Source organism: Cupriavidus sp. SZY C1 (assembly GCF_032190535.1).
GTDB lineage: Bacteria > Pseudomonadota > Gammaproteobacteria > Burkholderiales > Burkholderiaceae > Cupriavidus > Cupriavidus pauculus_C.
Genome location: NZ_JAUANU010000001.1, coordinates 486659 through 500089, shown reverse-complemented (window position 1 = coordinate 500089; position 13431 = coordinate 486659). Strand labels below are relative to the sequence as shown.

The 13431-nt window shown below is 67.5% G+C and carries 14 protein-coding genes and 1 tRNA gene; 6 read left to right on the top strand and 9 right to left on the bottom strand.

All coding sequences use genetic code 11. From position 1 onward, the window contains the following. The first annotated feature begins 58 nt into the window (after window positions 1-58). Window positions 59-847: an META and DUF4377 domain-containing protein gene (locus QTN24_RS02390; RefSeq protein ID WP_313835193.1), complete on the top strand. Its 789-nt coding sequence runs from the start codon at window positions 59-61 to the stop codon at window positions 845-847. 83 nt (window positions 848-930) lie between these two features. After that, window positions 931-2238 carry an O-antigen ligase family protein gene (locus QTN24_RS02385; protein WP_253700010.1) on the top strand — a complete coding sequence of 436 codons (1308 nt, stop codon included), beginning with the start codon at window positions 931-933 and terminating at the stop codon, window positions 2236-2238. 10 nt (window positions 2239-2248) lie between these two features. Here QTN24_RS02385 and QTN24_RS02380 read toward each other — a convergent pair whose 3' ends face one another. The 4 genes from QTN24_RS02380 to QTN24_RS02365 all read right to left on the bottom strand — a co-directional run bounded on the left by QTN24_RS02380 (window position 2249) and on the right by QTN24_RS02365 (window position 5920). Further along, on the bottom strand, window positions 2249-3730 hold the full coding sequence (locus tag QTN24_RS02380) for a TolC family outer membrane protein (RefSeq protein ID WP_313835192.1): 1482 nt from the start codon (window positions 3728-3730) through the stop codon (window positions 2249-2251). Window positions 3731-3910: 180 nt separating this feature from the next. Further along, on the bottom strand, window positions 3911-4234 hold the full coding sequence (locus tag QTN24_RS02375) for a rhodanese-like domain-containing protein (RefSeq protein WP_124683494.1): 324 nt from the start codon (window positions 4232-4234) through the stop codon (window positions 3911-3913). 13 nt (window positions 4235-4247) lie between these two features. Beyond that, window positions 4248-4901 (bottom strand): protein-L-isoaspartate O-methyltransferase family protein, encoded by a 654-nt coding sequence (locus tag QTN24_RS02370; protein ID WP_124683495.1) that lies wholly within the window; start codon window positions 4899-4901, stop codon window positions 4248-4250. Between the two features lie 236 nt (window positions 4902-5137). Further along, on the bottom strand, window positions 5138-5920 hold the full coding sequence (locus QTN24_RS02365; RefSeq protein WP_313835191.1) for a TetR/AcrR family transcriptional regulator: 783 nt from the start codon (window positions 5918-5920) through the stop codon (window positions 5138-5140). Window positions 5921-6146: 226 nt separating this feature from the next. Here QTN24_RS02365 and QTN24_RS02360 point away from each other — a divergent pair, with 226 nt between their 5' ends. From QTN24_RS02360 to QTN24_RS02350, 3 genes are all read left to right on the top strand, one after another. Continuing rightward, complete coding sequence (locus tag QTN24_RS02360; protein ID WP_124683497.1) at window positions 6147-6434, top strand: YkgJ family cysteine cluster protein; 288 nt, start codon at window positions 6147-6149, stop codon at window positions 6432-6434. A 27-nt stretch (window positions 6435-6461) separates the two neighbouring features. Continuing rightward, window positions 6462-7028, top strand: a complete 567-nt coding sequence (locus tag QTN24_RS02355; RefSeq protein ID WP_313835190.1) for a DUF1439 domain-containing protein — start codon at window positions 6462-6464, stop codon at window positions 7026-7028. A gap of 78 nt (window positions 7029-7106) precedes the next feature. Beyond that, the gene (locus QTN24_RS02350) at window positions 7107-7988 is read left to right on the top strand and encodes an undecaprenyl-diphosphate phosphatase (protein WP_124683499.1); all 882 of its coding nucleotides are present in this window, start codon (window positions 7107-7109) and stop codon (window positions 7986-7988) included. Window positions 7989-8040: 52 nt separating this feature from the next. Here the strand turns inward: QTN24_RS02350 and trmB are convergent, their stop codons facing one another. From trmB to QTN24_RS02330, 4 genes are all read right to left on the bottom strand, one after another. Then, on the bottom strand, window positions 8041-8829 hold the full coding sequence (gene trmB / locus QTN24_RS02345; RefSeq protein ID WP_313835189.1) for a tRNA (guanosine(46)-N7)-methyltransferase TrmB: 789 nt from the start codon (window positions 8827-8829) through the stop codon (window positions 8041-8043). 74 nt (window positions 8830-8903) lie between these two features. Continuing rightward, window positions 8904-8978 (bottom strand) — tRNA-Gly (locus tag QTN24_RS02340). Between the two features lie 80 nt (window positions 8979-9058). After that, entirely contained in the window at window positions 9059-9418 is a 360-nt protein-coding gene (locus QTN24_RS02335) for a hypothetical protein (protein WP_313835188.1), read from the bottom strand. Between the two features lie 101 nt (window positions 9419-9519). Further along, the gene (locus tag QTN24_RS02330) at window positions 9520-10413 is read right to left on the bottom strand and encodes an aldose epimerase (protein ID WP_313835187.1); all 894 of its coding nucleotides are present in this window, start codon (window positions 10411-10413) and stop codon (window positions 9520-9522) included. A 257-nt stretch (window positions 10414-10670) separates the two neighbouring features. Here QTN24_RS02330 and QTN24_RS02325 point away from each other — a divergent pair, with 257 nt between their 5' ends. Beyond that, a complete protein-coding gene (locus QTN24_RS02325; protein WP_313835186.1) occupies window positions 10671-11327 on the top strand; it encodes a glutathione S-transferase family protein in 657 nt (218 codons plus the stop codon). 33 nt (window positions 11328-11360) lie between these two features. On the opposite strand, the gene QTN24_RS02320 is transcribed toward QTN24_RS02325, so the two are convergent. Next, complete coding sequence (locus QTN24_RS02320; RefSeq protein WP_313835185.1) at window positions 11361-13361, bottom strand: acetoacetate--CoA ligase; 2001 nt, start codon at window positions 13359-13361, stop codon at window positions 11361-11363. Between the last annotated feature and the right edge of the window lie 70 nt (window positions 13362-13431).

Genomic DNA, 13431 nt, shown 5'->3' with positions numbered 1-13431 from the left:
CCGCCGAGGAGCCCCCATGCCGAATCGTCCGATGTTTCGTACTGCTGCCGCAGCCCTGATGGCAGCCGCGACAGCCGCCCTGCTGTCCGCCTGCGCCACCGGCCCGATGCCCGACAACCCGTCCGCCAGCCCCACCCTGAACGAAACCCGCTCAGGCGGCCCGAGCCGCTGGGAACTGGTGCGCTGGCAGCGCGAGGACGGCAGCCTGCGGGACATCCCGCATGGCGACAACGGCGAACCCATCGTCTTCAACTTCAGCGACGGCATCGATTCGTCGCAAGGCACCGTCAGCGGCACCAGCGGCTGCAACCGGTTCACGGGCGGCTATGGCAAGACCAGCAGCGGCATCAAGTTCGACCGCGTGGCCGGCACGCGCATGGCCTGCCCCGGCACGCGGATGGAAATCGAATCGGCGCTGCTCAAGGCGATGCAGTCGCCGTTCACGACCGTCGGCACCCAGCCCTCGGCGGGCACCACCGGGCGCCAGATCATCTGGAAGACGGCCGACGGCGAGCTGCTGCAGTTTGTGGAGCGCGAGGGCGTGGGCCGGCGCGGCGACAAGGTCGACCCGGCCACCGGCGCCGTGCCGGGCCGCGAGAAGATCGTCTACCTGGACTCCCAGCGCGTGGAATGCACCGGGGTCGGCAAGATGCAGTGCTACCGCTGGCGCGAATCGCCGGACGCCCCGTGGCAGCTCTGGTACGGCCCGATCGAGGGGCTCGATTTCGAGCCGGGCGTCGGCTACAAGCTGCGCGTGCGCGAATACCAGGTGCCCAACCCGCCGGCCGATGCATCGGCCATCCGGTGGCAGTTGCTGGAGGTGGTGGAACGGCGTCAAGGGAGGTGAAAGGGGGATCGATTAGAATGCCGGGTCGGCTCAAACGGGCAAGTGACGAAGTGGTCGCTGACAGGCATTCGAAACCTCTAGCTATGATGAACTTCAGCAAACACGGGATCTCGACGCTCGCAGATGTTCTGGTCTTTGCGTTTCCCATCCTCGTTCTGTGCGTGCCGCGCGGCGCGGGCGTTTTCCTGGCCGGCGTCGGCCTGTTGATCCTGCTGGGCTGGCGTGGCATGGGGCGGGCGTGGCGTGAACATGCCGATTTCCTGGTGCCGCTGGCGGTGTCGGTCGGGCTGTTCCTGGCGGTCTTCGTGTTCTCAAAGTTCTACCACGACACGCCCTGGAATGTGATCGATAATCCATCTCGTGCGTTGCTGGCAATCCTCGCGTGCTGGGTGATGGTGCGCACGGCGTCGGATCCGACCCATCTCTGGCGCGGCATCACGGTGGCGCTGGCCGGCGCGCTGATGATCGTGATCTATCAGAAGTTCGTGATGGGCATCCCGCGCCCCGGTGCTTGGGTCCAGGCCATTGCCTTTGCCAACATGGTCGCGGCGCTGTCGCTGGTCGGTTTTGCCCGGCCGGGTACCAGCCGGTTCGCCCATGCCGAAGCGTGGCTCAACGTCATCCTCGGCACGATGATCCTGATGCTCAATGGCACGCGCGGGGCGGTGGTGGCGATGCTCGTGGCCGTGGTGCCGATGCTGATGGTGCGCTACCGCCGGCTCAGTTTCCGGATGTTTGTCGTGGCGCTGGCCGGCGCCGCCCTGCTGGGCACCGCCGCCTATTTCGTGCCGGACAGCCCGGTCTCGGCCCGGGTCGACGACGCGGTGAGAGAGGTGCAGCAGTACCAGCACGGCCAGATCGAGACGTCGGTAGGCGTGCGGCTGAAGATCTGGCACCTGGGCATGCAGTATTTCGCCGAGCATCCCTGGACCGGGATCGGTGTCGGCCAGTTCGCCCGCATTCTCCACGCCTCAACGTTCTGCCAGCAGAACGAGTCGACGGCCTGCGTGCTCGAACATGCGCACAACGATTTCGTGGAAGCCGCATCGACCACCGGCATCCCCGGTCTGATCGTCTTCCTTGGCCTGTTCATCGTCCCCGCCGTCCTCTTCGCGCGCGTGATGCGTGCGTGCCGCGCCAACGTTTGCCCGAAGGGGGTGAGCCTGGGCGGCGGTGGGCTGGGCGTGGTGCTATCGGCGTTGATCTGCGGATTGACGCAGGTGACCCTGGCACATCAGGCCAATGTCGTTTTCTATGCGGGATTGACTGGCATGCTGCTGGGACTGGCGGCGCGGGAAGCGCGCCTGGCGCAGCGCCATCAGGCCACGCCGGCGGCCAGCGCCAGCGTATCGCCCAACGCGATCCGGATGGCCGCGGTCGGCGCCGTCTGAATCGGTCCGCTCAGGAGCGTGGCGCCGGGACCGGCGCCAGGCTGTCGCGCCGGCCGCCCGCGCGGCGTGCCGGCGCCGACTGCGGCACCGCCCCCACCCGCGCCTTTTCCGGCAACCGGTACATCGCCCCCGGCAACTGCGTCAGCAGCGTATTGATCTGCACCACATCGGCCTCGGACAGCGTGCCGGTCGATGCCTTGAGCCGCATCCCGTTCATGATCGTGTCGTAGCGGGCCTTGGCCAGGTCGCGTCGGGTCGAGAACAGTTGCGCCTCGGCGTTCAGCACGTCGATATTGATCCGCACGCCCACCTCGTAGCCCAGCTGGTTCGACTCCACCGCGCTCTGCGCCGAGCGTTCGGCCGCTTCCAGGGCCTTGACCTGTGCCAAGCCGTTGAACACGCCCGAGTAGGTCTGCCGGGCCTGTTGGGCAGCCGTGCGGCGGGCGAATTCCAGGTCGCTGGCGGCCTTGTCGGCCAGGGCCAGCGTCTCGCGCACGCGGGACTGGGTGAAGCCGCCGGTGAAGATCGGGATATTGAGCTGCACGCCGACCACGCCGGAGTTGTAGCGGCTGCCGACGTTGCTGAGCTGCGTGGCCGTGCCCTGGGCGTTGGTGTAGCCGTAGGAGGCCACCAGATCCACGGACGGCAGGTGGCCCGCCTTGGCCTTGTTCGTCTCGCGCTGGGCGGTCTCCAGGTTGTAGTTGGCCAGGTTGACCTGCGGATTGCTCTGCTCGGCCTGCGCCGCCCACGCGTTGACGTCGGCCGGCAGCGGGCCGGGGATCTGCGCTTCGGGACGCAATCCCATCAGTTCGTCGACGGGCTTGCCGGTCACCTGCTGCAGCGTGGCGCGCGTGATCTCCAGCGCGTTCTGCGCGGCGATCTCGGTCGACGTGGCCAGGTCGTAACGGGCCTGGGCGTCGTTGGCGTCGGTGATCGTCGCCGTGCCTACCTCGAAATTGCGCTTGGCCTGCTCCAGTTGCTCGGCGATCGCCTTTTTCTGGGCGCCGGCCAGGTACAGGTTGTCCTGCGCGGCCAGCACGTCGAAATAGGCTTGGGATGCCCGCGTGATCAGGTCGAGCTGGGCCTGCTGGAACGACACCTCGCCCGCCATCGCCGCCAGTTCGCCCTGCTTGTACGTCTCCCAGCGGTCCCAGCGGAACAGCGGCTGGGTAAGCTGCAGCGCCCACGTATTGGCGTTGAAATAGCGCGTGACTTCCACCGGCGAGCTGTAGTCGGCCATGGTCCGCTGCGCGCCGGCCGTGCCGGCTACCTGCGGCAGCAGGCCGGACAGCCCCTGCGGCAGCTTCTCGCGCGTGGCCAGCAACTGGGAGCGGGCGCTGGCGAACTGGGCGTCATTGGCTTGCGCGTCGCGGTACACCTGCAGCAGGTCGGCCGCGAGCGCGGACGGCACGTGCAGCCAGGTGAGCAGGGCAGCCGCGAGCACCAGGGGTTTCCTGGCCGCAACGGGCACGGCGGAAAGCGCAAAACTCATGACATCTCCAGCTCGGCCTGCGGCGCGCGCGGCCAACGTTCGGTTCAGTGCGACGGATAGGGCAGCCAGGGCGGGGTACGGCGTGCTGCAGGAACTGCGGGTACGGCGGGTACTGCGGACAGGCGGGATGCGGCGCGGTGGCCCGGTCCCGCCCCGGAACGGGCCGGCACCGGGTCCGGATCAGTACTGCGGAACGGACGGATCGACCTGGGTCGACCAGGCGTGGATGCCGCCGGTCAAGTTGTAGACCTTCGCGTAGCCCTGGCGCTCCAGAAAGCTGGCGACCTGCATGCTGCGCGCGCCGTGGTGGCAGATGCAGACGATCTCGGCGTCTTCGTCGAGATCATTCAGACGGGCCGGAATCTGGCCCATCGGGATATGCGTGATGCCGGGCATGGCGGCCGTGCGGATCTCCAGATCCTCGCGCACGTCCAGCAGCACCGGCTTGGCGCGGCTGGCATCGGCCAGCCACTGCGCCAGTTCGGGGGCGGTAATCACCTGCATGGCTGGCTCCGGTTCAGAACTTGAAGCGCGACGGCTGCGCGGCGCCTTGCAGCGGCTTGGCCAGCGTCTCGAACACGTTCACCACCTGGTACGCGGTCTCGGACACGCGCGTGATGATCCGCGCTTCCATGACCGGCGCCGTGCCGACGATGGCGGCGATACGGCCGCCCACCTTGACCTGCGACAGGATCGACTGCGGCAGCTCGGGCATCGAGCCGGAGATGCAGATCACGTCGTACGGCGCGGCCACGGCCCAGCCGTCGGCGGCGTTGCCTTCGGCCACTTCCACGTTGGTCACGCCGGCGTTGGCCAGGTTCTGGCGCGCCAGGGCCACCAGTTCGGGGCGGATGTCGACGGTCAGCACGTGGCGGGCGCGGTTGGCCAGCAGCGCGGCCATGTAGCCCGACCCGGCGCCGATTTCCAGCACGTTCTCGTGCTTGCGCACGTTCAGGTCCTGCAGGACACGGGCTTCCACGCGCGGGGGCATCATGTTCTCGCCGCCCGGCAGCGGGATTTCCATGTCGACGAAAGCCAGCGCGGCGTACGCCTGCGGCACGAACGCTTCCCGCTTGACCACGGCCAGCAGGTCCAGGATTTCCTGGTCCAGCACGTCCCACGGGCGGATTTGCTGTTCGATCATGTTGAATCGGGCTTTTTCGAGATCCATCTTGCCTTTCCTTCCAGATGCTTGCGGGGTGGCGCGGCCGGCCGGTAAGCCTTGCCGTCAGCGCTGTTGTGTCGAGTGATGCCGGGTTTGCCGTGTCCCGGCCGGGCGCGCTGCCGCGGCTGGCCGGGATGTTACGCAAAAGCCCGCTATTTTACCCCTGCGGACCCGGCTGGCATGTTTACAAACCGTTATCGTTGCGTGGCGGCACGCGGGGGCGGGGCGGGCGAGGGGGGTCTTCATGGCCGGGTGGGGTCGGTGTCGTCTTCGGCGGTGTCCTGCAATGCCGTGGCCGCCCGCTCGGCGTTCAGTTCGTCGCGGATCTTCTCCCAGATGAACGGGCCTTGCGGCGCCGGCAGCGGGGTATCGCGCGACGTGCCGGTGGTCAGGCCGAACAGCAGCACCTGCAGCAACTGGTCGACAAAGGCATCCGGGTCGATGGCCGGCACGTTCAACTGGCTGAACGCGTTGCGCCACAGCATCAGGAACACCAGCGGGGCGCAGAGCAGCGTCGTGGTCGGGTTAGCGGGCACTTCGCGGAACTCGCCGCGCGCCACGCCGCGCGCCAGCACGCGGGCGAACAGTTCGTCGCCCGGGCCCATGACCTCGTCCTGGTAGAACTGGGCGATGTCGGGGAAATTGCCCGATTCGGCGATGATCAGCTTGGTCAGCCCGGCCACCGGCGTGGCGCCGATCAGGCCCCACCATCCCAGCAGCAACTCGCGCAGCAGTTCGGGCGTGGAGCCCTGGAACGTGTCGACGACCTCGGTGCCCTTGGCCAGCGCCGGCACCATGTTTTCGCGCACCACGGTCTTGAACAGCTCTTCCTTGTTGGCGAAGTACAGGTAGACGGTACCCTTGGACACCCCGGCCGCGGCCGCCACGTCTTCGAGCCGCGTCGCGGCATAGCCGCGCTCGACGAACAGTGTCAGCGCGGCGGCCACCAGTTCTTGCGGGCGCGCGGCCTTGCGGCGGCTCCATCGGCGGGTGTCGGCGTCTTTCTTGGGCAGGGCAGGGGTCACGGGACAGGCGGCGCACGGGTTGCCGCGGCATTAAATAACTTGTCGGTCAGTAATGTAGGGGGCCGATCTGGGCGCGTCAAGCGGCGTGCGACGAACGGTGAAAGTGCGGTATCGCACGCATGTTGCCCTTTGTTGCAGGTCGGCCGCGCCCGCTCAGGCACAATGGCGCCTCGGCCGCGCGACTGCGCTGCCGCTATTGTCGGCATCCGCCACTGAAACCTTCACCATGTCCTGCCAGTCTGAACCGACCTGCCGCGATGGCTGTGGCGCGTGTTGCATCGCCCCGTCCATCACGTCGCCCCTGCCGGGCATGCCCGATGGCAAGCCGGCCGGGCAGCGGTGCGTCCAGTTGATGCCGGACATGCGCTGCGCGGTCTTCGGCCGTCCCGAGCGCCCGGCGTTTTGCGGCGGCCTGCGGCCGTCGGCCGAGATGTGTGGCGATTCGCGGGAAGCGGCCCTGGTGTGGCTGACCCGGCTGGAGCAGGCGACGGCGCCCGGTGCGCTGGCCGCCTGACGTCCCGCCCCAGATGGAGAAGCATGCATGATCGCAATGACGCGCCGGCGCTGGCTGGCCGCAACGGGCATGGCCGCGCTGGCCGGCGCGGGATGGCTGGCCGGCTGCAGCGTCTTCCGCAGCGAGTACACGTTCTCGCAGAGCCAGTTGCAGGATGCGCTGGCGCGGAAGTTTCCGTTCAACAAGCGCTATATGGAAGTGTTCGACATCCAGTTGGCCAATCCGCAACTGGTGCTCGATAGCCCCCGCAACCGGGTGCTGGTGAGCTTCGACGCGACCATCGACAACCGGCTGTTCTTCCGCCAGCCGCTGACCGGCCGCTTTGCGCTGGACAGCGCGCTGCGCTACGACCCGCCCACGCACTCGCTGGTCCTGCAGGACCCCGAGGTCAAGCAGTTCGACGTGCAGGGGCTGCCGGGCCAGTTCTCGCGGCAACTCAATGCGCTGGGCGGGTTGTTGTCCGAGCAGCTGCTGCAGGGATATCCGCTCTATACGTTCAAGCCGGAGCAACTGCGGCTGGCCGGCACGAGCGTGGAGCCCGGTACAATCACGGTCCTGCCCGACGGTATCAACGTCAAGATCAATCGGCCGTAAATCCAGATCAACAATATTGCGGTGCCCGGCATCGCGGGCGGGTCAGACCGCCTTTCGCGCGTACTTTTTCGAGTCCATATGGATATTGCACTTGCCCTCAAGGCCGTCATTCTCGGCATCGTCGAAGGACTGACCGAGTTTCTTCCCATTTCCAGCACCGGGCACCTGATCCTCGCCGGGCAACTGCTCGATTTCAACGACGAGAAGGGCAAGATCTTCGAGATCGTGATCCAGTTCGGCGCCATCCTGGCGGTCTGCTGGGAATTCCGCCGCCGCATCGGCGCGGCGCTGGGCGGCCTGGCGTCCGACCCGAAGCAGCAACGGTTTGCCATCAACGTGATCGTGGCCACGCTGCCGGCCATCGTGCTGGCGTTCGTGTTCGGTAAATGGATCAAGGCCCATCTGTTCAACCCGATCTCGGTGGCGATGGCATTCATCGTCGGCGGCGTGGTGATCCTCTGGGCCGAATGGCGCGAGGCGCGGCGGGGCATGGTGTCGCATCCGCAGGGCAACGCGCTGCTGGAAGCGGCCAAGGCCGGCGCGCCGCGCATCGAGTCGATCGACGACCTGACGTGGCGCGATGCGCTCAAGGTGGGCGCCGCCCAGTGCTTTGCGCTAGTGCCCGGCACGTCGCGGTCGGGCGCGACCATCATCGGCGGGATGCTGTTCGGTCTGTCGCGGCAAGTGGCGACCGAGTTTTCGTTCTTCCTGGCCATCCCCGTGATCTTCGGCGCCACGGTGTACGAACTCTACAAGGCGCGCGCCGTGCTGTCGGCCGACGATCTTGGCGTTTTTGCGATCGGCTTCGTGTTCGCGTTCCTGTCGGCGTTCCTGTGCGTGCGCTGGCTGCTGCGATTCGTCGCCACGCACGATTTCAAGCCGTTTGCGTGGTACCGGATTGCTTTCGGGATTATCGTGCTGCTGACGGCGTGGACCGGGCTGGTGTCGTGGCACGCTTGAGGCGTGCCGGAACGCACCACCCATGAAAAAGGGGCCGATCCGGCCCCTTTTTTTACGCCTTGCGGAACACGACGTCCCAGACCCCGTGGCCCAGCCGCAAGCCGCGCTTCTCGAACTTCGTCACCGGACGGTAGTCCGGCCGTTCGGCAAAGCCGCCCGGCGCCTGCGACGTATTCACCAGCGTGGGCTCGCCCGACAGCACCTCGACCATCTGGTGCGCGTACTCCTCCCAGTCCGTGGCGCAATGGAAGTAGCCGCCCGGCTTGAGTCGGCTGGCCAGCAGCTTGACCAGCGGCGGCTGCACCAGCCGGCGCTTGTTGTGACGCTTCTTGTGCCACGGGTCGGGAAAAAAGATATGCACGCCGTCCAGTGACTGCTCAGTCAGCATGTGCGCAATCACCTCGACGGCATCGTGGTTCATGATGCGCACGTTCTGCAGGTCCCGCTCGCCGATCAGCTTCAGCAGCGCCCCGACGCCCGGCTCATGTACCTCGCAGCCAAGGAAGTTGTCATCCGGACGCAGGCCGGCGATATGCGCGGTCGTCTCACCCATCCCAAAGCCAATTTCAAGGATCGACGGCGCCTGGCGGCCGAAGGTGGCCGTCCAGTCCAGCGGCTCGGGGCGGTAGGGCACGATGAACTGCGGGCCCAGGTCGTCGATGGCGCGCTGTTGTCCGGTCGACGTCCGGCCGGCCCGCCGCACGAACGACCGGATGCGGCGCGGGTGCGCGACCCCTTCGCCGGGCTGGGTGGGAGCGCTGGAAGCGTCTGCGGGAGTTCCGCTGGCGCCGTCGGCATCGTCGCCGGGCAGCGTGTCGGTATGCGTGTCTTGGGGAAGCATGGCAACAAAAAACCGCCGGGCAGTCTACCGGTCATCCTTCGACCGGGTGCCAGGGCGGCTTGTCAGGTGAGAACTGGAGCGGGCGATGGGAATCGAACCCACGTCTTTAGCTTGGGAAGCTAAGGTAATGGCCATTATACGACGCCCGCTATGGCTTACTGGGGGCGGATTGTAGCATGGTCCCAGGGGCCTCATGCCAGTTGCGGCAAAGTCGCCGGCACCCATGCCGTCAAGGGATGGACCGCGCGATATAGAACGTCGCCGCGGTCAGCAGCGCGCCGAAGCCCGAAACGAAGGTCACCAGCCGCCAGGTCTGCATGTTGATGGCGCGGTAGACGTCGGTCTGGCACTGCAGTACGTCCGCCTTGGTCGCGGTGAAGATCACGCGCTCCTCGATCCGTTCGACCCGGTTCTCGACGCTGCGCAGCCGATCGTCCATGACTTCGAGGTTGGCGTCGATCCGGACGAGGCGCTTGTCCAGGGCGTCTAGCGCTCCAAAGACCGCGGTACTCGCGCCCGTCCGCCCACTGGTCGTACCGCCGTCCATCCACTTGCCTTCGCACCGCATGCGACCCTCCATATGCTTCATGCCAGCCACGATTGTGGCGCGGATTGGCCCGATGCGTTGTTAAATTAGGTGTCCGATCACATGCGGCTTTGTGTCGGCGGTGACTCGGCGCACTGGTGCCGCTATCCCACCATCACCCGGCAGCTCGCCGACTCCTCCGCCCCTGGCGCCACCCACCGCAGCCCCTTGCCATGGTGAATCGCATTTGGCAAACCCAGCCATGGCTCCACGCAGTAAAAATCAGAATCGTCTCGTTCCGTCCACGTGGTCACTGCGTACCATGGTGTCGAGCCTTCGATGTCGAGGTCCAGGTCGATGCGGCGGCCTGGGAGTTCAAGACGTGTGGGTGCCGTCGCGTGCTGCAGCACGTGGAAGGTGTCCTGCAGGCGGGGGTCGTCCAGGGCGTAGCCCGGCTCGCCGCTTTCGGGCGGGGTCAGGCTGCCATCAGCTTGCTGGCGGACGCGCGTCGATGTCGGCAGCGCGAGGCGGCTCTGGCTGCGCGCCTGGTGGGGCAGGGCGAAGTAGAAGTGGTGGCCGGCGTAATAGGGGAGCGGGGTGTTGCCGGTGTTCCGGGTATGCAGCGTCACCGCCAGGCCGTCCGGTATGAGTCGGTAGGTGACCGTGAAGACGAATTTGAAGGGGTAGCCTGGCTGTGTGGCGTCGGATGCTTGTAGCGACAGGCTGACCGCTTCATCGGAGAGGGCCGATACGTCGAAGGGCAGGTCGCGGGCGAAGCCATGCTGGGGCAGGTCGTGGACGGCGCCGGCGCCGTCGCGCCATTTGCCGGCCTCGCCGTCGACAAAATGGCGGCCGATGAACGGGAACAGCAGCGGGTTGCCGCCGCGTACCTTGGCGACGCGCGACCAGTCGGCGTTGTCGGGCCAGTAGAGGATGTCCTCGTCGCGGCAGACCCAGCGGACCAGGCGTCCGCCGTGGGCCGGGGCCAGCAGCAGAAAGTTGTCGTCGCGGCCGACGCGGAGCAGGTCCTGGCCCTGGAAACGCTGTGTGATGGTCATCGTGGCCCTGCGCGCAAAGGGAAAGCTGGAGCGTAGCGCAATCCGGCAGCGCCCGGCGAGGTGGCATGCGGGTTGCGAACGCAGGACGACCGATGTCTGCGCGGCGCCAAGCCAAGCGCAATGTGTGAATTTTGCGGCACTTCGGCAGCCGCCAGACCACCCGCCGCGCACAGCCACGGTGCAAGCTGGCGAAACGGCGACGGGCCGCCGATACTGCAAGCGAACCATCGCGCCCAGGGCTGGGCGGAGGAGAGAGGATGGCCAAGACGACGCTGACGATCAGCAGCAAGACCTATTCATCGTGGTCGCTGCGGGGCTGGCTGCTGGCCAGGTTCGCGGGGCTGGAGTTCGAGGAGGTGCTGGTGACGCCGGACGATCCCGCGGTGCGCGCCGAGATTCTGCTGCTCTCGCCCTCGTTCCTGGTGCCGTGCCTGCGCCACGAGTGCGTGACGGTCTGGGACACGCTGGCCATCGGCGAATACCTCAACGAGATTCGGCCGGAAGCGCGGCTGCTGCCCGCCGATCTGGCCGCCCGCGCGCACTGCCGCGCCATCTGCGGCGAGATGCATTCGGGGTTTGCCGCCATGCGCGCCGCCTTGCCGATGAACCTGAAGGGGCATTTCCCCGGGCTCAAGGTGTGGTCGCGGGCGCAGGCCGATATCGACCGGATCTCGACGATCTGGACTGAGTGCCTCGACCGCTACGGCGGGCCGTACCTGTTCGGCGAGCAGCGCACGATGGCCGATGCGATGTACGCGCCAGTGGTCACCCGGTTTGTCACCTACGGTGTGAAGCTGGAGCCGCCGCTGGTGGCGTTCTGCAAGACGATCCTGGCCATGCCGGAGCTGCAGGAGTGGATTCGCGGCGCGCGCGACGAGCCCGGCGAGATCAGCGAACTGGACGTGGACCGCTGAGCCCCGAGCCGCCACTCGCGCCACCCCTGCCCCTCATGCCACGCGCGGCTGCCGCGCCAGATAGTCGGCCGCGTAGGCGAAGTACCACGGCAGGCAGTCCGGATTGGCCATCGCGTCGGGATTGGCGATCTTGTCCGGCGCGTGGCCCAGCAGCAGCTTCTTGACCGGCACTTCCATCTTCTTGCCGGACAGTGTGCGCGGCACGCCGGGAACCTGGACGATCTCGTTAGGCACGTGGCGCGACGACAGCGCGGCCCGGATGCGCGCCCGCATCGTCTCGCGCAGCGTGTCGTCGAGAACGCGGCCCTCGCGCAGCACCACGAACAGCGGCATGTACGACTCGCGGCCCAGGTATTCCAGGTCGACCACCATGCTGTCGAGCACCTCGGGCAGTTCCTCGACCACGCGGTACAGCTCGCTGGTGCCCATGCGGATGCCGTGGCGGTTGATCGTGGCGTCGGACCGGCCGTAGATCACCGCGCCGCCGCGCGGCGTGATGCGGATCCAGTCGCCATGCCGCCACGTCTGCGGGTAGACGTCGAAATAGCTGTCGCGATAGCGCTTGCCGTCGGCGTCGCCCCAGAGGAACAGCGGCATCGACGGCATCGGCTCGGTGCAGACCAGTTCGCCGACCTCGTCGATCAGCGCGTGGCCGTGGTCGTCGAACGCTTCCACCTTGGCGCCCAGGCAGCGGCACTGCATCTCGCCCGCGTAGACCGGCAGCATCGGGCAGCCGGCCACGAACGACCCGGCGAAGTCCGTGCCGCCCGACATCGGCGCCAGCCACACGTCGTCGCGGACGTGGCCGTAGATCCAGGCGTAGGCGTCCTCGGACAGCGGCGAGCCCGTGGAGCCGATGCCGCGCAGCCGCGACACATCGGCAATCCGCGCCGGTTCCACGCCGGCCTTCATGCAGTTGGCGAAGAACGCCGCGCCGGCGCCGAACATCGTCACGCGGGCGTCGTCGACGAAGCGCCAGAGCACGCCCGCGTCGGGCCAGGCGGGGTTGCCGTCGTACAGCGCAATCGTCGTGCCGAGCAACAGGCCGGCCACCTGGGCGTTCCACATGATCCAGCCGCTGCTGCTGTACCAGTGGAACACGTCGTCGGGGCCGAGGTTGTTGTGGAACGCCATCAGCTTCAACTGCTCGATCACGATGCCGCCGTGGCCGTGGACGATCGGCTTCGGCATGCCCGTGGTGCCCGACGAGTAGACGATCCACAGCGGGTGGTCGAACGGTACAGGGTCCACCTGCAGCGGCACGTCGTGGGCGATGGCGTCGGCCCAGGCGTGGCGGCGCAGGCGCGGCGGCACGGCGACGTCGCTGCCGATGGACGGGACGATCACGATATCGGTCAGCGAGGGCAGGGCGGTCACCAGGTCGGCTATCACCGGCGCGCGGTCATAGTCCTTGCCGCCGTAGCGGTAGCCGTCCACGGCGATCAGTACCTTGGGCTCGATCTGCCGGAACCGGTCGATCACGGCCACCTGGCCCATGTCCGGCGCGCAGCCGGACCAGATCGCCCCGATGCTGGCGGTGGCCAGGAACGCGATGGTCGTGGCGGGGATGTTGGGCAGATAGCCGGCCACGCGGTCGCCGCGCGCCACGCCCATCTGCCGCAGCGCATGCGCCAGCGAGGCGACCTGGCTTTCCAGCGCGGCCCAGCTGATGTCGGCCAGCGGCTGCGCCTCGCCGGCATGGCGGATGGCGGTGCGCTGGCGGTCTGCGCCCGTGCCGGTATGGCGGAACACCTGCTGCACGTAGTTCAGCGTGGCGCCTTCGAACCAGCGCGCGCCGGGCATGGTGCGCGCGGCAAGCACGGCGCGGGGCGGCGTGTCGAAGCGGACGTCGAAATAGTCGACGATGGCCTGCCAGAACGCCTCGATATCGGTCACCGACCACTGCCAGAGGCTGGCGTAGTCGGCAAAGTCCAGCGCGCGCTCGCGGCGCAGCCATGCCATGAAGGCGGCCAGCTGGCTGCCATGGGCGAACGCCGCGGACGGCGTCCACATCAGTGTCCCTGCCTGGGTCATGGGTCTCCTCCGCAGCCCGTCTGACGCGGGCCATGAGAGTGTTGGGCGGTCCGCAGATGATAGCGGACCG